This is a genomic window from Microvirga calopogonii (genome assembly GCF_003347665.1).
Lineage (GTDB): Bacteria > Pseudomonadota > Alphaproteobacteria > Rhizobiales > Beijerinckiaceae > Microvirga > Microvirga calopogonii.
Window position 1 is genome coordinate 16204 of record NZ_QDGA01000010.1, and the last position, 18236, is coordinate 34439.

The window sequence follows — 18236 nt, forward strand, 5'->3', positions numbered from 1 at the left end:
CCCCGCCCTCCGGGCATCGGGCCCAAAAGTGGTGCCCGCTTTTGGGATCGACCCGATGCCCTCTCCCTTGATGCGCGCATCGTTCGAGGCGGAAAACCGGATCCACTTTTCCGCACGATGCGCTAGCGGACGGGACGGGAAGGCGCGTCCATGAAGCTGACGCGCCTTCGCATTGCAGGCTTCAAGACCTTCGTCGAGCCGACCGACTTCCTGATCGAGCCGGGACTGACCGGCGTCGTCGGCCCGAACGGCTGCGGCAAGTCCAACCTCGTCGAGGCCCTGCGCTGGGTCATGGGAGAGAACTCCCATAAGAACATGCGCGCCACGGGGATGGACGACGTCATCTTCTCCGGCTCCGGCGGCCGCCCGGCCCGCAACTGGGCCGAGGTGATGCTCACCATCGACAACGGCGAGCGCACGGCCCCGGCCGCCTTCAACGACACGGATCTGCTGGAAATCTCGCGCAAGATCGAGCGCGAGGAAGGTTCGACCTACCGGGTCAACGGCAAGGAAGTCCGCGCCCGCGACGTGCAGATCCTGTTCGCGGATGCCGCCACCGGATCGCGCTCCCCCGCTCTCGTCCGCCAGGGCCAGATCAGCGAGATCATCTCCGCCAAGCCCCAGGCCCGCCGCCGCATCCTGGAAGACGCCGCCGGCATCGCCGGCCTCCATGCCCGCCGGCACGAGGCGGAGCTGCGCCTCAAGGCCGCCGAGGACAACCTCGTGCGTGTCGAGGACGTGATCCGCGAGCTGGAAAGCCAGATCGAGAGCCTGAAGCGCCAGGGCCGCCAGGCCTCCCGCTACAAGAACCTCTCGGCCGAGATCCGCCGCCTCGAAGCCCTGATGTACGCCATCAGCTTCGCCGAAGCCCGCGAGCAGGCCGCCACCGCCGAACGTCAGGTCGCCGAGGACCTCAAGGCGGTCGCCGACGCCACCGAGGAGCAGACCCGGGCCGCCACGGCCCAGGCGGTCTCCGCCCATGGGCTTCCGGCCCTGCGGCAGGCCGAAGCCGCCGCCGCCGCCGCCCTGCAGCGCCTGACCCATGCCCGCAACGAACTCGAATCGGAAGAGCGCCGCTCCAAGGAGCGCGTGGTCGAGCTCGAGCGCCATATCGGCGATCTCAACCGTGACATCGCCCGCGAGGCGGCGCAGCGCACGGATGCCGAGGCCACCATCGAGCGGCTTCAGTCCGAGGCTGCCGAGATCGCTCTCACGACCGACGGGGCGGACGATGTCCGTGCCGAGGCCGAGGAGCGCCTCCAGACGGCCGAGGCCGAGCTGGCCGAAGCCGAAGCTTCCTTGAGCGCCCTCCAGGCGCAGACGTCCGACCTCAATGCCCGCCGCGCCGCCCTGGAACGCGCCGTGCGCGAGGAAATGGAGCGCGCCTCCCGCTTCCGCTCCGAAAAGGAGCGGCTCGAACGCGAGATCGCCGCGCTCGCCGGCTCTCCCGAGGATGGTCCCTCCCTCGACGACCTGCGCGAGGAAGCGGCGATTGCCGAGGAGACCGCGCAGGGCGCCGAAGAGGCAGTGATCGAGGCGCGCGAAACCCTGTCGGCCGCCCGCGAGGCAGAAAACCGCCTGCGTCCCCCGCTCAACGAGGCCGAACGGACGGCCCAGCGCCTGGAAACCGAGGCGCGCACGCTCGCCAAGCTCGTCACGTCCGCGACCAGCGATCTCTGGCCTCCGGCGGTGGACCAGATCACGGTTCAGAAAGGCTACGAGACGGCCCTCGGCGCAGCCCTCGGCGACGATCTCGAAGCCTCGATCAACCCGACGGCGCCGCACCATTGGGCCGAGACGCATGCCGGCGCGGACGATCCGGCTCTGCCGGAGGGCGCCACATCCCTGGCGGATCTCGCTCAGGCACCGTCCCAGCTTCAGCGTCGCCTCCGCCAGATCGGCGTGGTGAGCAAAGCCGACGGCCTGCGCCTGCGCGGGCTTCTGAAGCCCGGTCAGCGCCTCGTCACGCAGGAGGGCGATCTCTGGCGCTGGGACGGCTTTACGGCCGCGGCCGAAGCACCCTCCCCGGCCGCCCGCCGCCTTGCAGAGAAGAATCGCCTCGGCGACCTGGAACGAGAGGCCGCGGCAGCCCGTGAGCAGGCCGAGCATTTGCGCCATGAGGCGGAAGCGGCCCTCGAGGCCGTGCGCAAGGCCGCCTCCCACGAGATGCAGGCCATCGAGGCCGCACGCCAGACCCGCCAGGCGCTCGATGCAGCCCGAACCCGGCTCACGGCCGCCGAGCGCAAGGAGGCCGAACTCGGCCAGCGCCGCTCGGCTCTGCAGGAGGGCCTCGCCCGTCTGTCGGAAAGCGAGGCGGAGGCGCTGGAGCGCGTACAGGATGCCGAGGGCGCCCTGCAGGACCTCGCCCCCGCGCCCGATCTCGAGAGCCGCCTGCTCGAAGAGCGTACCCGGGTGGCGGAGCGCCGGGCTGCGGCTTCCGAGGCGCGCGCCGCCCTTCAATCCCTCATGCACGAGGGGGAGCTGCGCCGCCGCAGGCAGGAGTCGATCGCCGCCGATATCCGGCTCTGGACCGAGCGGGCCGCCCGTGCGTCCAAGGCCTTCGAGGATCTGGGCGAGCGTCTGGAGCGCGCGCAGGACGAGCACCAGCGCCTGCTGGAGGCTCCCGATACCTACCTCCAGCGCCGCCGCGCCCTCATGGCCGAGGTCGAGGAGGCGGAGGCGAAGCGCAAGGAAGCCGCCGACCACCTCGCCGATGCGGAAACGAGCCTCGCCGAGTCGGACCGGGCCGCCCGTGCGGCCCTGGAAGCTCTTTCAGCCGCCCGCGAAGCCCGCGCCGGTTCGCAGGCCCGCCACGAGGCGGCCATTGCCCGCTTGGCCGAGATCACCCGCAACATTGCGGAGAGCCTGGAGACGACGCCCGCCGGGCTCATCGAGCTTGCCGGTCTGAAGGAAGGCTTCGAGCTGCCCTCCCATGGCGAGATCGAATCCAAGCTGCACGCTCTCAAGAACGACCGGGAGCGCCTTGGCGCCGTGAACCTGCGCGCCGACGAGGAGCTGACCGAGCTCGAGACCAAGTACAACGGCATCGCCGGCGAGCGGGACGACCTCGTCGAAGCCATCAAGCGCCTGCGCCAGGCCATCGGCAGCCTCAACCGCGAGGGCCGGGAGCGCCTGCTGGCCGCCTTCGACGTGGTGAACGATCACTTCAAGCGGCTCTTCACCACCCTGTTCGGCGGCGGCACGGCGGAACTGACCCTGGTCGATTCGGACGACCCGCTGGAAGCGGGCCTCGAAATCCTCGCCCGCCCGCCCGGAAAGAAGCCGCAGAGCATGACCCTGCTCTCAGGCGGCGAGCAGGCCCTGACGGCCACCGCGCTGATCTTCGCGGTGTTCCTCACGAATCCCTCGCCGATCTGCGTGCTCGACGAGGTGGACGCACCGCTCGACGACGCCAACGTGGAGCGCTACTGCGCCCTTCTGGAGGACATGGCCCGCCAGACCGAGACGCGCTTCGTGGTCATCACCCACAACCCCATCACCATGGCCCGGATGGACCGTCTCTTCGGCGTCACCATGGCGGAACGCGGCGTGTCGCAGCTCGTCTCCGTCGATCTGCAGAGCGCCGAGCGCATTCTCGAGGTAGCCTAGCGCATCGTGCGGACCCAGCGGGCCGCGCCAGCGAAAAGTGGCCCGGGTTTTCCGCACGATGCTCTAAGTCCGATGCCGTAAGGCTTTCAGCCTCGCCTTGCTTCGGCCTCAAAAACATGTGCGCTTTCAGCCTCAGGCCACCCAAAAACGGTGTTTTATAAACCACATCAATCACTTAGATCTTTTTAGACGGTTCTTGACAGGGTGGACCCCCGCTCATATGGTGCGCCCGGCTTTCGGGGCTGGGCTTCCAAGCATTTTCCCGCAACGCTTCAAAGGAGATCGCAATGGCGGACCCCAACGAGCGGAACGGAGACAATGAGCGGAAACCGGGCAGCGCCGACGATGCCGACCTGTCAGCGAGACTGCAATCGCTCGACGCACGGATCTCCCAAGCATCCGCGCAGCGAGCCGAAGCGGAACCTCGCTCCCGCCCGACGTCCGATTCCAGCGCTCTCGGCCAAGCCTTCAGGCTCTCGGCTGAATTTGTTGCAGGAGTGGCAGCCGGGGGAATTTTAGGTTGGATTGTCGATCGCCTGTTCGGGATTTCACCTTGGGGTCTGATCGTTTGTCTGATACTCGGCTTCTGCGCCGGGATGCTCAATCTGATGCGAGCAGCCGGAATGGTCAAATCCGCCCGGTATGACGACAAGCGGTGACGGACCAGGACTTCGAACGCCGAACGGCAATTGATAACATCGAACTTTGAGAGCGGATCATGGCGAGCCCGATCGAACAATTCCAGATCAAGCCCATCATTCCGGTTATCAATTTCACCAATTCGTCCCTGTTCATGATCGGCGCAGCCGCCGTGATCGTGGGCGGCCTCCTGCTGGCGACCCGCAAGCGGGCCGTCGTTCCGGGCCGCGCCCAGTCCATGGCCGAGGTCCTGCACGATTTCGTCGCCAACACGCTGGTCGATGCAACGGGCAAGGAGGGGATGAAGTTCTTCCCGCTCGTCTTCTCCCTCTTCATGTTCGTGCTGACGGCGAACCTGCTGGGCATGATCCCCGGCTTCTTCACCGTCACCAGCCACATCATCGTCACTTTCGCCCTCGCCATGCTCGTCATCGGCACGGTGGTGGTCTACGGCTTCATGAAGCACGGCACCCACTTCCTCGGCTTGTTCGTGCCGTCGGGCGTGCCGGCATGGCTCCTGCCCTTCATCGTGGTGATCGAGCTCATCTCGTTCCTCTCGCGCCCGATCTCGCTCAGCCTGCGTCTCTTCGCGAACATGCTCGCGGGACACATCGCGCTGAAAGTTTTCGCAGGCTTCGTGGTCAGCCTCCTGGCTGCCGGCGGCGCCCTGACGATCCTCGCTCCGCTGCCGCTTCTCATGGCGGTTGCCCTCATGGCGCTCGAGTTCCTCGTCGCCGCTCTGCAGGCCTACGTCTTCACGGTGTTGACCTGCATCTACCTCAACGACGCGCTGCACCCGGGCCACTAGGTCTGCGCTGAGTTACACCTTCCCTCCCGATCACAGTATTCCCAAGGAGATCACAATGGATCCGGTTGCTTTCAAGTTCCTCGGCGCGGGCCTCGCCTGCATCGGCATGGGTCTCGCCGCTATGGGCGTTGGCAACATCTTCGGTAACTTCCTCTCCGGCGCTCTGCGCAACCCGTCGGCTGCCGACGGCCAGTTCGCCCGCGCGTTCATCGGTGCGGCGCTCGCAGAAGGTCTCGGCATCTTCTGCCTCGTCGTCGCTCTCGTTCTGCTCTTCACCTAATCTCAAGACGGTGATCGGGAGGTCGAGGCGCGCTCAAGCGCTTCGCCTCGACAAGGGTGACGGCGGATCCACCGCCGTCATTCATTGTTTCTAGGATCGTTTATCCTATAGGATCTGCTCTATGGCTCAGGCTCAGACGAACCACGCCACAACAGAGGCCCCCGGCGGCGCTCACGAGGATATCGGCTTTCCGCCCTTCGAGACGGAAACCTACGCCGGTCAGCTCCTCTGGCTGGCGATCACCTTCGTGGTGCTCTACACCCTGCTTTCACGGCTGGTTCTCCCGCGTCTGGGCGGAATCATCGAGAATCGCCGCGCGATGATCGCCAACGATCTCGACAACGCGGCCGCCATGAAATCCCGAGCCGAAGAAGCCGGCGCCGCCTACGAGAGCGCCCTCGCCGAAGCCAAGGGCCGTGCCCAGGCTCTCGCTCAGGAAACCCGCGCCAAGCTCTCGGCCGAGAGCGATGCCAAGCGCAAGGCGCTCGAGGCCGACCTCAATCAGCGTCTCGCCGACGCCGAGGCGACGATCTCCGCGAAGAAGTCCGAGGCCATGAGCCACGTGGACGCCATCGCACGCGACACCGCTTCCGCCATCATCGAGCGCCTGACCGGCAAGGCTCCGGCCCCGCAGAAGGTCGAAGCCGCTCTCAACCAGATCAAGGCCTGATCGGGAGGTCCCCATGTTGCACAGCGCTGAATTCTGGGTTGCGGTCGCCTTCGTCATCTTCTGGGGCATCCTGTTCTACAAGGGCGTCCCGGGTAAGGTGCTCAACCAGCTCGACTCTCGCGGCAAGCGTATTGCCGACGAGCTGGCCGAAGCCACGCGCCTTCGCCAGGACGCCGAGCGGCTCCTGAAGGAATACGAGGCCAAGCGCGCGGCTGCCGAGCGTGAAGCCGCCGACATCGTCTCCACCGCGCGCGACGAGGCCGAGCGCCTCGCCCGCGAAGCCCAGGAGAAGATGACCGACTTCGTGAAGCGCCGCACGGCCACCGCCGAGGCGAAGATCGCCCAGGCCGAGGCCCAGGCCTCCGCCGAGGTGCGCGCCGCAGCGGTCGACGCCGCCATCAAGGCCTCCGAGCGCGTCCTGCGCGACGAGATCACGGGCCCCACCGCCGCGTCGCTCATGACGGCAAGCCTCAACGACGTGCGCGCGAAGCTGCAGTAACGGCGTCGTTCCGGACGAACCCTATCAAGGCCGCCCTCCGAGGCGGCCTTTTTGCTTGGAGACGATAATGCTGCTGATCTTCGATTGCGATGGCGTGCTGGTCGATTCGGAGCCCTTGAGCTGCCGCATCGACGCCGAGGTCCTGACCGAATGCGGCGTCCCCTACACGGCCGAGGACGTGGCCCGCGAATTTACCGGCGTCAGCATCAAGGACCAGATCGCCCGGATCGAATCGGAGCGCGGCATCAGGCTTCCCGAGGATTTCACAGAACGGCTCAACCGGACCCTGTTCGCGCGTTTCGAAACCGACCTGAAGCCCATCGCGGGCGTGCGGGACGCCATCCTCTCGCTCCCCTTCCCCCGGTGCGTGGCCTCGTCGTCCATCCCTGAACGAATCGCCCTCTCGCTGCGTGTCACGGGCCTTGCCGACCTGTTCGACAACATCTTCAGCTCGACCCAGGTCGCGCGCGGGAAACCCGCACCGGACCTGTTCCTTCATGCGGCGAAACAGATGAGCACGCCTCCTGAGGATTGCCTGGTCATCGAGGATTCCGTCGCAGGCGTTCAGGCAGCAATTGCCGCCGGCATGAGGGTCGTCGGCTTTACCGGCGGCGGGCATTGCGGCCCCGGACATGGGGGCAAGCTCCGGCAGGCGGGAGCGACCGTGATTATCGATCGGATGGCAGACTTGCGCGCAGCAGCGCAGGGCTGCGCATAGCACGGGGAGCAACGACCTCCACACGTCATCACCTCCCCGGACTTGATCCGGGGATCCGTGCCGGTGATCTCGCATCTGGAGAGCGCGGCGCTTCACGGCATCGGGATGGCCGGCACAAGGCCGGCCATGACGTGAGAGGCATGCGGTAGGTTTCTGCTCTGTTGCCTCAGGATGAGCAGCGAACTTGACCAAAAGAAAATGCCCGGCACAAGGCCGGGCATTTGTGTTTTCGAGGGGCTTACTCCGCAGCCTCAGCCACGGGCTCCGGCGGCGTCCATTTCAGCACCGGGTTGCGGGCGGCGCGGGTTTCGTCCAGGCGGCGGCGCGGTGCATGATATGGTGCGCCCGTGAAGCGCTCCTTGTCGCCGCTCTTTGCCGCCATCGCGAGGTCGCGCAGCGTCGCGATGAAGAGGTCGAGGGACGACTTCGATTCGGATTCTGTCGGCTCGATCAGCATCGCGCCATGCACCACCAGCGGGAAGTACATGGTCATCGGGTGGTAGCCCTCGTCGATCATGGCCTTGGCCACGTCGAGCGTGGTCACGCCCGTGTCCTTGAGCCATGCATCGTCGAACAGCACCTCGTGCATGCACGGCTTGTTGCCGAACGGCAGCGAGAGGAGATCCGACAGGCCTGCGCGGATGTAGTTGGCGTTGAGAACGGCGTCCTCGGAGGCCTGCTTCATGCCGTCCGCACCATGCGAAAGCATGTAGGACAGGGCGCGCACATACATGCCCATCTGCCCATGGAACGCGGTCATGCGGCCGAAAGGCTTTTCAGCGGCATCGCTTTCCTGCTCCACCAGCTCGAAGCCGTCCTTGCCGGCGCGCACGAACGGCACCGGCGCGAAGGGAGCGAGACGCGCGGAGAGCACCACCGGACCCGAGCCCGGACCGCCGCCGCCGTGAGGCGTCGAGAAGGTCTTGTGCAGGTTGATGTGCATGGCGTCGACGCCGAGATCGCCCGGCTTCGCCTTGCCCACGATGGCGTTGAAGTTCGCGCCGTCGCAGTAGAAATAGGCGCCCGCGTCGTGGATCGCCTTGGCGATCTCCGCCACCTGCGGCTCGAAGAGACCGCAGGTGTTGGGGTTCGTCAGCATGATCGCCGCCACATCGGGGCCGAGCAGCTTCTTCACGTCCTCCACATGCACGGAGCCGTCCTCCCGCGCCGGAACCGGCTTCACTTTGAAGCCGATGAGCGCGGCGGTCGCCGGGTTCGTGCCGTGCGCGGAATCGGGCACGAGCACCACGTTGCGGGTGGCGCCCTCGCCCTTCGCCTCGATGGCTGCCTTGATCGCCATCATGCCACACAGCTCGCCATGGGCGCCGGCCTTCGGCGACAGCGCGACGGCCGTCATGTTGGTAAGCGTGACCAGGTAGCGCCCGAGCTCGTTCATGAGCTCCAGCGCACCCTGGACGGTCGAGACCGGCTGCAGCGGATGCACATCGGCAAAGCCCGGCAGGCGGGCCATGCGCTCGTTGAGGCGCGCATTGTGCTTCATGGTGCAGGAACCGAGCGGGAAGAGGCCCGTGTCGATGCCGTAGTTCTGTTGGCTGAGGCGCACGTAGTGGCGCATGGTCTCGGGCTCAGAGAGGCCCGGCAGGCCGATCGCCTCCTTGCGCTCCAGGCCGCCGAGGCGCGGCTGGAAATCCTCCGGCTCATCGAAATCGACGCCGGTCGTGTCATAGCGTCCGATCTCGAAGAGCAGAGGCTCGATCTGCGCGAGCGCCTTGTTGCCGGTGAAGGTCGGATGCACGGTGGTGCCGGCTTCTCCGGCGGAAGAGGGACGTCCCTGGCGGTTCAACATCACAGAACCTCCTTCAAGGCGGCGACAAGGGCCGCGCGGTCATCATCGGTGTTCACTTCGGTGGAAGCGACGAGCAGCAGGTTGTCGAGGCCAGAACCCGGCATGAGGCGCGACACGGGCACGCCCGCGAGCACGCCCTTCTCGGCCAGACGCTCGACGACTTCAGCAGCAGGCTTGGCGAGTTTCACGGTGAACTCGTTGAAGAAGGTCTTGTTGACGACCTCGACGCCCTTCACGGTGCCGAGTTGATCGGCCAGCTTCACCGCATTGGCATGATTGATGCGGGCGAGACGCGAAAGTCCCTTCTCGCCGAGCAACGTCATGTGAATGGTGAAGGCAAGCGAGCAAAGCCCTGAATTCGTGCAGATATTCGACGTCGCCTTGTCGCGGCGGATATGCTGCTCACGGGTCGAGAGCGTGAGCACGAAACCCCGGTTGCCGTCCGCGTCCACCGTCTCGCCGCAGAGGCGGCCCGGCATCTGGCGGATGTATTTCGACTGGGTGGCGAAGAGGCCCACATAGGGACCGCCGAAGTTCAGCGCGTTTCCGATGGACTGGCCTTCGCCGACGACAATGTCGGCGCCCATGCTTCCCGGCGACTTCAGCAGGCCGAGCGACACCGCTTCGGTAAACACAGCGATCAGAAGCGCGCCGTGCTGGTGCGCCTTGTCGGCGATGGGCTTCAGGTCGCGCACGTTGCCGAACACGTCCGGCGACTGCACGACGACGCAGGAGGTCGTATCGTCGATCTGGGAAAGGATGTCCTCGGTGCCGGTCACATCCGGCGCCAGGATGACGGTTTCGTCGCTCGCCATGTCGGAGAGCGTCTTCACCACATCCGTATAATGCGGATGCAGGCCGCCGGAGAGCACGGCCTTGCGACGCTTGGTGACGCGATGCGCCATGAGCACCGCCTCGCCCGTGCCGGTGGAGCCGTCGTACATGGAGGCATTCGCCACATCCATGCCGGTCAGCGCCGCGACCTGCGTCTGGAACTCGAAGAGATATTGCAGCGTGCCCTGCGCGATCTCCGGCTGGTACGGTGTGTAGCTCGTCAGGAACTCGGAGCGCTGGATCAGGTGATCGACGGTCGCCGGAACATGGTGCTTGTAGGCCCCCGCACCGACGAAGAACGGCACGGACGAGGCGGACATGTTCCTCGCCGACATGCGGGAGAGGATGCGCTCCACCTCCAGCTCGCCCTTGCGGCGCGGCAGATCCACCGGCTCTTTCAGGAGCAGGTTCTTCGGCACGTCGGCGAACAGCTCATCGACGTGTTTGACGCCGATCCGGGCGAGCATCTCGCCGCGGTCGGTGTCGGACAAAGGCAAATAGCGCATCGGCAAAACCTTGGGTGTGTCAGTGCGAGGGAATGCCCGCCACGACAATCTCCGTGAGCACGGAATTGGCGATGAAGCATTCCTTGTGGGCGAGGTGATGCATGTCGGCGATCTGTTCCGGTGTCGGAACCTTGTCGCCTGAGAATTCGATTGTCGGATCCAGGGTGACCCTGGACACGAAGAGCTTGCCGCTTTCGTTCTTGGTCATGGTCCCGAGCGCTTCGTCCTCGTAACGGTCGACGACGAAGCGCTTCTTGGCGGCGATCGACAGGAAGGTCAGCATGTGGCAGCTGGAAATCGCCGCCACGAACGCCTCCTCCGGGTCGACGGCATCCTCCCGAGAGAGCGGCAACGGCACGACGGAAGGCGACGCGGAACCCCGCACCTCGATGCCGCCATCGAAGCTCCAGGAATGACCGCGGCTGTAGCGGTTGTCGGAGAAGATCTCGTTCTCTCCCCGCGCCCAGCGGATCGTCGCCTTGTATTCGTGCGCCATTGCCATGCCGCTCTTGGTCAGGAAATCGACTTCACGAATTCCTGGTACTGCTCCTCGGTCATGAGACCGTCGAGCTCGCTCTGGTCGGTAAGGCGGATCTTCATGAACCAGCCGCGGCCGGCGGGATCCTCGTTCACGGTGCCGGGAGAGGCCTCGAGATCGCTGTTGACCTCGACGACTTCGCCGGAGACCGGCGCATAGACTTCGCTCGCGGCCTTCACGCTCTCGACGACGGCGGCTTCATCGCCCTTCGACAGGGTCTTGCCGATGCTCGGCAGCTCCACGAAGACGACATCGCCGAGCTGGCTCTGCGCATAGTCGGAAATGCCGACGATGCCGGCATCGCCCTCGATGCGGATGTATTCGTGATCCTTGGTGTAGCGCGTGGTCATGGTGAATTCCCTCTTGTGAAATGTCAGCGCTTGTAGCGATGGGGAGCGAACGGCATGGCCGCGACCTTGGCCGGCAGCGGCTTGGCGCGAACGATGAGATGAAGGTCGGTGCCGGTGGCCGCCACGTCCTTCGCGACATAGCCCATGGCGACCGGGCCGTTGACCGTGGGGCCGAAGCCGCCGGAGGTGACGATGCCGACCTCGCGCCCGTCGGGCGTGGTGATGATGGTGCCCTCGCGGGCCGGGGCACGGCCCTCGGGCCTGATGCCGACGCGCACGCGCGCGGCGCCGTCCTTGATCTCGCGCTGGACACGCCCGGCGCCAGGGAAGCCCCCCTCCTCGCGGCGGCGCTTCTGGATCGACCAGATCAAGCCGGCCTCGATCGGTGAGGTCGTGGGATCGATGTCATGGCCGTAGAGGCACAGGCCCGCTTCGAGACGCAGGGAATCGCGCGCGCCGAGGCCGATGGCCTTCACCTCCGGATCGGCGAGCAGCTTGTTCCAGAGCGCAGGCGCATCCTTGCCGTGGCAGGAAATCTCGAAGCCGTCCTCGCCGGTGTAGCCGGAGCGGGAGACGTGGCACCAGATGCCGTCGATCTGCACGTCGGCGGACATCATGAAGGGCAGCGCGGCGGTCTCGGGCGCAAGCTTGGCGAGCACGGCCTCGGCGGAGGGACCCTGAAGCGCCATGAGGCCCAGATCGTCCTTGCGCCGCAATTCGACGCCCTTCGGCAGGCGGGCCTCGATATGAGCGTAGTCCTGCTCCTTCATCGAGGCATTCACCACCAGATAGAGCCAGCCTTCGTGACCGGGCGCGCCGACCCGGGTGACCATCAGGTCGTCGAGGATACCGCCATCCTCCGCCAGCAGCTGCGAATAGCGCTGCTGGTTGGGCTTGAGGTTCAGCACGTCGGCGGGGATCAGCGCCTCGATCGCCCTGGCCGCGGTCTCGTGGTTCTTGTCCTCGGCGACGAGGAAGGCCTGGCCCATATGCGAGACGTCGAACAGCCCCGCATGCTCGCGGGTCCAGTTGTGCTCGGTCAGGATACCGGTGGGATACTGCACCGGCATGTCATAGCCGGCGAAGGGCACCATGCGGGCGCCAAGGGCCACATGCTGGGCATGAAGCGGGGTCTGCAGGAGCGGCTCGTCGCTATGCGCATGCTCGGCCATCGGGTTCCCTCAAAGGTGCGCGTTCCATCGAGCCTTGCGGCCCGTTGCTGTGCGCCCCCTCTGTCCCGAGACCTGAGAGATTTCCCTGACCGCTTCCGCGGCAGGTTACGCCCGTCGGTGGGCGACGCTTGTTGAACGTCGCCGCTTTCCAGAGTGCCAGCTCCCGCGCGGTCCTTTGGCCTGAGCGTTTCCGGGGCGGTTGCGCCTTCGGCGCCGGACCTGAGGTCCGGTCTCTTCCGCGGGGATCATCGGCTGGATTTAGCTCTGAAGAGGAAATGCGATCCTGTCAACAAAGCAGGCGGCCGCATCGAATATCTCCCTGCCTTAATTGACGGCAGGGCGCCGGCACTCCATCTTAGGGGCCGTCTGTCACAGAAGGGGAGAAGCGCGGCCTGATCCGGTCGGCAGCTCCACGCATCGTTGCTCGAACTGATCATCGCTCTTGCTCTCGTCGCCCTCAACGGCGTCTTTGCTCTTTCCGAACTTGCCATCGTTTCCGCCCGCCGGGCCCGCCTCAAGGCCATGGCCGAGCAGGGCCGCTCGGGAGCCAACACGGCCCTGACCCTCATGGAGGATTCCGGCCGCTTCCTGTCCACGGTTCAGATCGGCATCACGCTCGTTGGCATCCTGGCCGGTGCCTTCTCGGGCGCTGCGCTCGGCGACCGGCTGACCCAGATCTTCCTGGCCCAGGGCATGCCCGAAGGGGTCGCTCAGCCCCTGGGCTACGGCCTCGTGATCGGCACCATCACGTATCTGTCCATCGTCATCGGCGAACTGGTGCCCAAGCAACTAGCCCTGCGCCATCCGGAGGGCATCGCCTGCACCATGGCTCCGGCGATGCTGGTGGTCTCGAAAGTCGCGGCTCCCGCGGTCTGGCTTCTGAACGCGTCGACAGGGCTGATCTTCCGCCTCCTGGGGGCCAAATCCGACGATTCGTCGACGGTCACGGAAGAAGAAATCAAGATGCTCGTCGGCGAGGCCGAGAGCGCCGGCGTGATCGAAGAAGAGGAGCGCCGGATGATCTCGGGCGTCCTGCGCCTCGGAGACCGGACGGTACGCGGCCTCATGACGCCTCGCACGGACGTGGACTGGATCGACTTGGACGATGACGAGGAGACGATCCGCGCCTTGCTGATCGAGACGCCACACTCCCGCCTGCCCGTGAGCGAAGGGACGCCCGACAACGTGATCGGCGTCGTCCAGTCCCGCGAGCTGCTCGCGGCCATGCTGGCGGGCCAGCCGCTGGACATCCGGGGCCATGTCCAGGCGGCCCCGGTCATTCCGGACACCCTCTATGCTCTCGATGCACTCTCCACCTTGCGCGACGCGGAGGTGCCGATGGCGATCGTCCATGACGAATACGGGCATTTCGAAGGGGTCGTGACCCCAGCCGACGCCCTGGAGGCCATCGTCGGCGCCTTCCGGTCCGACGGCGAGGCTCCGGAACCCGACGCCATCCGGCGAGAGGACGGCTCCTGGCTGCTCGCCGGCTCCATGCCGGTCGACGAAATGGCCGAAGTCCTTGGCGTCACGCTGCCCGAAACCCGCAGCTATCACACGGTCGGCGGCCTGGTGATCAGCGAGCTGCAGCACCTGCCCAATACGGGCGAGCACGTGGACGCTCTGGGCTGGCGCTTCGAGGTGATCGACCTGGACGAGCGCCGGATCGACAAGGTCCTGGCCGCTCCCCTCAACCAGAGAGCGGGCGCCGCCGCTCTCTATTGAGACTGATGAAGCTTACCCGCGGCGCCGGCGGCTCGGGGCGGCGCGGCCGCCTCCGCCGAGGCCGACCTCGATCTCGAAGCTGTTGGCGTAGGACGGAGGCACCACGATGCCGTCCTCGATCACCGACACGGTCGTCTGGGTCTGGCCGGCCGGGATGACGGCCGCCACCCGGCGGGACCGGTCGGCGAAGACGGTCGAGCCGTCCTTCACGACGATATGAACCGGCACGTCGTAGCGTCCCGCCGATCCGCCGACGCCCAGGAGCGCCCGCGCCTCGACGCCGATCTTGACCAGGGTCGAGCCGTCCGGCTGGCCGATGCATTCGCGGGCGATATCGCCCAGGGTGACTTGACTCCGGATCGAGCCTTCCTCGCCGCCCCCGCGGACCTGGAGGGCCGCGCCGCCGTCCACCACGTCGATGGTCGGGCAATATACGTCCCGGATCTCGGCCGCCTGGGCCGGCGCCTGGCGCGTGCCAGCCGTAAGCAGCATGTCACTCATGCCGAAGCCGCCCTCGCCCGGCGCGCCGCAGCCCGCCAGGGCCGACAGGCCGAGTGCCGCGAGCGCCCACCCGGCTTTCCGGCTCAATCCGTTTCTCATGATTGCCCCACCTTCTTGTTCATCTGTTACGGAAGTGCGTCGAACCCGGCCGCAAATCCGTTCAGGGACACGGGAATCCCGATCCCCTCCTCAGGCGTCTGGAACACGATGAAGGTGGCCGCCTGTCCCGTCTTCATCTGGTTGATCAGGTTGTCCTCCATCACGACCTCTGCCACGCAGCCAGTGGCGAGGCAGCGCACGAATCCGGCACGGCCGATATCCGTCTGGTCGATCTTGAGGCCCAGGCCCGACGGCAACAGAATACCAAGAGGCGCGACCACGCGCAGGAGGCGGCTTTTGCCGTCGGCGGTTTTCAACACAATAATGACGAGAGTGACGTTAGGACGGTCCTCGGCGACGACGTTCTGCACGAGGGCACATTGCTCGGTCGTGGCACCCGCCGGGGTCTCGCAGCGCATCTGCCACTCGCCGTAGGTGTTCTTGACCATGCCCTGAGCGCCGGCGCCGCTGGCGCCGAACAGGGCCGAAAGCCCCAGGATTGCCGCCGCACCATGGCGAGCCCATCGCGATGCGCCCATCGGTTTCTCCATTCATTAACCCTCAATCAAAGGGCCGCGGCCTGCAGCCGCTTCGGGTCCATCTTTGGCCCGTTGGGACCATGGCAGAGGGCGCAATGTCAAGCGAGAGAGGCCGTTTGGAAGGCTGAAATGATTTTTGGCGGTTATGACGCACAGTTTGGAACGCTTCTACCGTTGCGCTTGAGCGCGTCCTGTGATCTTTGACGCAGATCAAAGGTGATGGCGCAAGCCGGGCGCCGCTTTCCGCACGCCCGCGCCTTCCCCGATGCTTTCATGGCCCTGGGCCATCACATCTTTAGGAGCTTAGGAACGCCGATGCGGATCGAGACTGGACGTCGATCGGTGACCGCCCTCTCCACGGCAGCGGTCGCACTTGTGTTGGGCATAAGTGAGGCGTGGGCCGCCGCCGGTCGCCCTTCCCCATGGGAAACGGGCATGCAGGAGATGGTGACCGAGTTGGGACACAGCGTGTCCAACTTCCACACCTACCTGGTTTGGCTGATCACCGCGATCTGCCTTTTCGTGCTGGCCCTGCTCCTCGTGATCGTTGCCCGCTTCAACGAGAGCAAGAACCCGGTTCCCTCGAAGACCACCCACAACACCCTCCTCGAGGTGGCCTGGACCATCGTTCCGGTTCTGATCCTCGTGGCGATCGCCATCCCGTCCTTCCGCCTCCTGCGCCAGCAGCTCGTTCCGCCGCAGGCCGACCTCGTGGTGAAGGCGACGGGCTATTCCTGGTACTGGGGCTATGAGTACCCGGCCGACCAGGGCGGCTTCAAATTCGATTCGAACATGATCACCGAGGCCAAGGACCGGAAGCCCGACCAGCCCCGTCTGCTCGGCGCCGACAACGCCATGGTCGTCCCGGTGGGCAAGGTCGTGAAGGTTCAGACCACCTCCGCCGACGTGATCCACTCCTTCGCCCTGCCGTCCTTCTACATCAAGGTGGATGCGATCCCGGGCCGCCTGAACGAGACGTGGTTCAAGGCCGAGAAGGAAGGCGTGTATTACGGCCAGTGCTCCGAGCTCTGCGGCAACGGCCACCCCTACATGCCGATCGAAATCCGCGTCGTGAGCGAGCAGCAATTTGCCGCTTGGCTCGCCGAGGCGAAGCAGAAGTATGCTTCGACCGAGAGTGACGCCCCGCTCAAGTTCGCGACCGCTCAGTAATTGTAAGAAGGACCACAGAGGTCTCATCATGGCACATGCAGCTGATGCCGCTCACGCGGATCACCACGATCATCACCCGAGCTTCTGGCGCCGGTGGTTCTACTCCACGAACCACAAGGATATCGGCACGCTCTATCTCATCTTCGGCTTCACGGCCGGCATCGTCGGCGGCCTTCTGTCCATCGGCATGCGCCTGGAGCTCCAGGAGCCGGGTCTTCAGTACTTCTCCAATCCGCAGGCGTTCAACGTCTTCGTGACCGGCCACGGCCTCATCATGGTGTTCTTCATGGTGATGCCCACCCTTATCGGCGGCTTCGGCAACTGGTTCATCCCGATCATGATCGGCGCGCCGGACATGGCCTTCCCGCGGATGAACAACATCTCGTACTGGCTGACCGTCTCGGCCTTCTGCCTGATGCTCTGCTCGCTCTTCGTCGAAGGCGCACCGGGCTCGCTCGGCTTCGGCGGCGGCTGGACCGTCTACCCGCCGCTCTCGACCGTCGGCCATCCCGGCCCGGCGCTCGACTTCGGCATCCTGGCCCTGCACCTTGCCGGTGCGGCCTCGATCCTGGGTGCGATCAACTTCATCACCACGATCCTCAACATGCGCGCTCCGGGCATGACGCTGCACAAGATGCCGCTCTTCGCCTGGGCCATGCTCGTGACCGCGTTCCTGCTGCTCCTGTCGCTGCCGGTTCTCGCGGGCGCGATCACGATGCTGCTGACCGATCGCAACTTCGGCACGACCTTCTTCGAGCCGTCGGGCGGTGGTGATCCGGTGCTCTACCAGCACCTGTTCTGGTTCTTCGGCCACCCCGAAGTGTACATCATGATTCTGCCGGCCTTCGGCATCGTGTCCCACATCATCTCCACCTTCTCGAAGAAGCCGATCTTCGGCTATCTCGGCATGGCCTACGCCATGGTGGCGATCGGCGTGGTCGGCTTCGTCGTGTGGGCTCACCACATGTATACCGTCGGCCTCTCGCTCCAGACCCAGGCCTACTTCGTGTTCGCCACGATGGTGATCGCGGTTCCCACCGGCGTGAAGATCTTCTCGTGGATCGCCACCATGTGGGGCGGCTCCATCCGCTTCACGGCGGCCATGCAGTGGGCCGTGGGCTTCGTGTTCCTGTTCACGGTCGGCGGCGTCACCGGCGTCGTGCTGGCGAACGCGCCCGTCGACCGCTACATGCACGACACCTACTACGTGGTGGCTCACTTCCACTACGTGCTGTCGCTCGGTGCCGTGTTCGTGATCTTCGCCGGTATCTACTACTGGTTCCCGAAGATCACCGGCTACGTGATGCCCGAGTGGATCGGCAAGCTGCACTTCTGGATCGCCTTCATCGGCGCCAACGTGCTGTTCTTCCCGATGCACTTCCTCGGCCTGTCCGGCATGCCGCGCCGCTATGCGGACTACCCGGACGCCTTCGCGGGCTGGAACCTCGTCTCCTCGATCGGTTCCTACATCTTCTTCGCCGGTCTGTTCGTCTTCATCGGCGGCGTGGTCTATGCCTTCGTCCGCAAGGAGAAGGCGGCCGACAACCCGTGGGGTGAGGGTGCGACGACGCTGGAATGGACCCTGTCCTCTCCGCCTCCGTTCCACCAGTTCGAGACGCTTCCCCGCGTCGTCGACACCGGACACTAAGCCAATTCGAGTGGGCGGCATCGTGCCGCCCGCTCCTCCCCAGAGGGCTTGCACTGACAAGCCTTCCGGCGAGGAGCCGACTTTCAGGAGGCCTTTTCGGCCTCGTCACGGCATTTCGGAAGAT

The 18236-nt window shown here is 65.7% G+C and carries 17 protein-coding genes and 1 riboswitch; of the genes, 10 read left to right on the top strand and 7 right to left on the bottom strand.

The window, feature by feature from the left end; all coding sequences use genetic code 11:
* The first annotated feature begins 150 nt into the window (after positions 1-150).
* The 7 genes from smc (at position 151) to DDF70_RS10925 (ending at position 7223) form a co-directional block, all read left to right on the top strand.
* A complete protein-coding gene (gene smc / locus DDF70_RS10895) occupies positions 151-3609 on the top strand; it encodes a chromosome segregation protein SMC (protein ID WP_114944897.1) in 3459 nt (1152 codons plus the stop codon).
* A gap of 287 nt (positions 3610-3896) precedes the next feature.
* Positions 3897-4268, top strand: coding sequence for an AtpZ/AtpI family protein (locus DDF70_RS10900; protein ID WP_114944898.1), 372 nt, complete (start codon positions 3897-3899; stop codon positions 4266-4268).
* Between the two features lie 59 nt (positions 4269-4327).
* Entirely contained in the window at positions 4328-5056 is a 729-nt protein-coding gene (locus DDF70_RS10905; protein ID WP_114944899.1) for a F0F1 ATP synthase subunit A, read from the top strand.
* A 55-nt stretch (positions 5057-5111) separates the two neighbouring features.
* Entirely contained in the window at positions 5112-5336 is a 225-nt protein-coding gene (locus tag DDF70_RS10910) for a F0F1 ATP synthase subunit C (RefSeq protein ID WP_009764739.1), read from the top strand.
* A gap of 121 nt (positions 5337-5457) precedes the next feature.
* Positions 5458-6006, top strand: a complete 549-nt coding sequence (locus DDF70_RS10915; protein ID WP_114944900.1) for a F0F1 ATP synthase subunit B family protein — start codon at positions 5458-5460, stop codon at positions 6004-6006.
* A 16-nt stretch (positions 6007-6022) separates the two neighbouring features.
* On the top strand, positions 6023-6505 hold the full coding sequence (locus tag DDF70_RS10920) for a F0F1 ATP synthase subunit B family protein (protein WP_170316059.1): 483 nt from the start codon (positions 6023-6025) through the stop codon (positions 6503-6505).
* A gap of 67 nt (positions 6506-6572) precedes the next feature.
* Complete coding sequence (locus DDF70_RS10925) at positions 6573-7223, top strand: HAD family hydrolase (protein ID WP_114944902.1); 651 nt, start codon at positions 6573-6575, stop codon at positions 7221-7223.
* 238 nt (positions 7224-7461) lie between these two features.
* Here the strand turns inward: DDF70_RS10925 and gcvPB are convergent, their stop codons facing one another.
* From gcvPB to gcvT, 5 genes are read right to left on the bottom strand one after another with little or no spacing between them, the layout of a single operon-like run.
* Positions 7462-9030, bottom strand: coding sequence for an aminomethyl-transferring glycine dehydrogenase subunit GcvPB (gene gcvPB, locus DDF70_RS10930; RefSeq protein WP_114944903.1), 1569 nt, complete (start codon positions 9028-9030; stop codon positions 7462-7464).
* A complete protein-coding gene (gene gcvPA / locus DDF70_RS10935) occupies positions 9030-10370 on the bottom strand; it encodes an aminomethyl-transferring glycine dehydrogenase subunit GcvPA (protein WP_114944904.1) in 1341 nt (446 codons plus the stop codon). The genes gcvPB and gcvPA overlap by 1 nt, the downstream gene beginning before the upstream one ends.
* A gap of 19 nt (positions 10371-10389) precedes the next feature.
* Positions 10390-10866, bottom strand: a complete 477-nt coding sequence (locus DDF70_RS10940) for an OsmC family protein (RefSeq protein ID WP_114944905.1) — start codon at positions 10864-10866, stop codon at positions 10390-10392.
* 17 nt (positions 10867-10883) lie between these two features.
* Positions 10884-11258: a glycine cleavage system protein GcvH gene (gene gcvH / locus DDF70_RS10945; protein WP_114944906.1), complete on the bottom strand. Its 375-nt coding sequence runs from the start codon at positions 11256-11258 to the stop codon at positions 10884-10886.
* Positions 11259-11281: 23 nt separating this feature from the next.
* Positions 11282-12430 carry a glycine cleavage system aminomethyltransferase GcvT gene (gcvT, locus tag DDF70_RS10950; RefSeq protein WP_114944907.1) on the bottom strand — a complete coding sequence of 383 codons (1149 nt, stop codon included), beginning with the start codon at positions 12428-12430 and terminating at the stop codon, positions 11282-11284.
* A 158-nt stretch (positions 12431-12588) separates the two neighbouring features.
* A riboswitch (glycine riboswitch) is annotated at positions 12589-12679 on the bottom strand.
* A 171-nt stretch (positions 12680-12850) separates the two neighbouring features.
* Here gcvT and DDF70_RS10955 point away from each other — a divergent pair.
* Positions 12851-14155 (top strand): hemolysin family protein, encoded by a 1305-nt coding sequence (locus DDF70_RS10955; RefSeq protein ID WP_114944908.1) that lies wholly within the window; start codon positions 12851-12853, stop codon positions 14153-14155.
* Between the two features lie 12 nt (positions 14156-14167).
* Here the strand turns inward: DDF70_RS10955 and DDF70_RS10960 are convergent, their stop codons facing one another.
* Both DDF70_RS10960 and DDF70_RS10965 read right to left on the bottom strand, forming a co-directional pair.
* A complete protein-coding gene (locus DDF70_RS10960; RefSeq protein WP_162820340.1) occupies positions 14168-14755 on the bottom strand; it encodes a hypothetical protein in 588 nt (195 codons plus the stop codon).
* A 26-nt stretch (positions 14756-14781) separates the two neighbouring features.
* A complete protein-coding gene (locus DDF70_RS10965; protein WP_114945000.1) occupies positions 14782-15294 on the bottom strand; it encodes an invasion associated locus B family protein in 513 nt (170 codons plus the stop codon).
* 315 nt (positions 15295-15609) lie between these two features.
* Between DDF70_RS10965 and coxB the strand changes: the two genes are divergently transcribed.
* Both coxB and ctaD read left to right on the top strand, forming a co-directional pair.
* On the top strand, positions 15610-16464 hold the full coding sequence (gene coxB / locus DDF70_RS10970) for a cytochrome c oxidase subunit II (RefSeq protein ID WP_114945001.1): 855 nt from the start codon (positions 15610-15612) through the stop codon (positions 16462-16464).
* Between the two features lie 28 nt (positions 16465-16492).
* A complete protein-coding gene (ctaD, locus tag DDF70_RS10975) occupies positions 16493-18112 on the top strand; it encodes a cytochrome c oxidase subunit I (protein ID WP_114944910.1) in 1620 nt (539 codons plus the stop codon).
* Positions 18113-18236 lie beyond the last annotated feature (124 nt).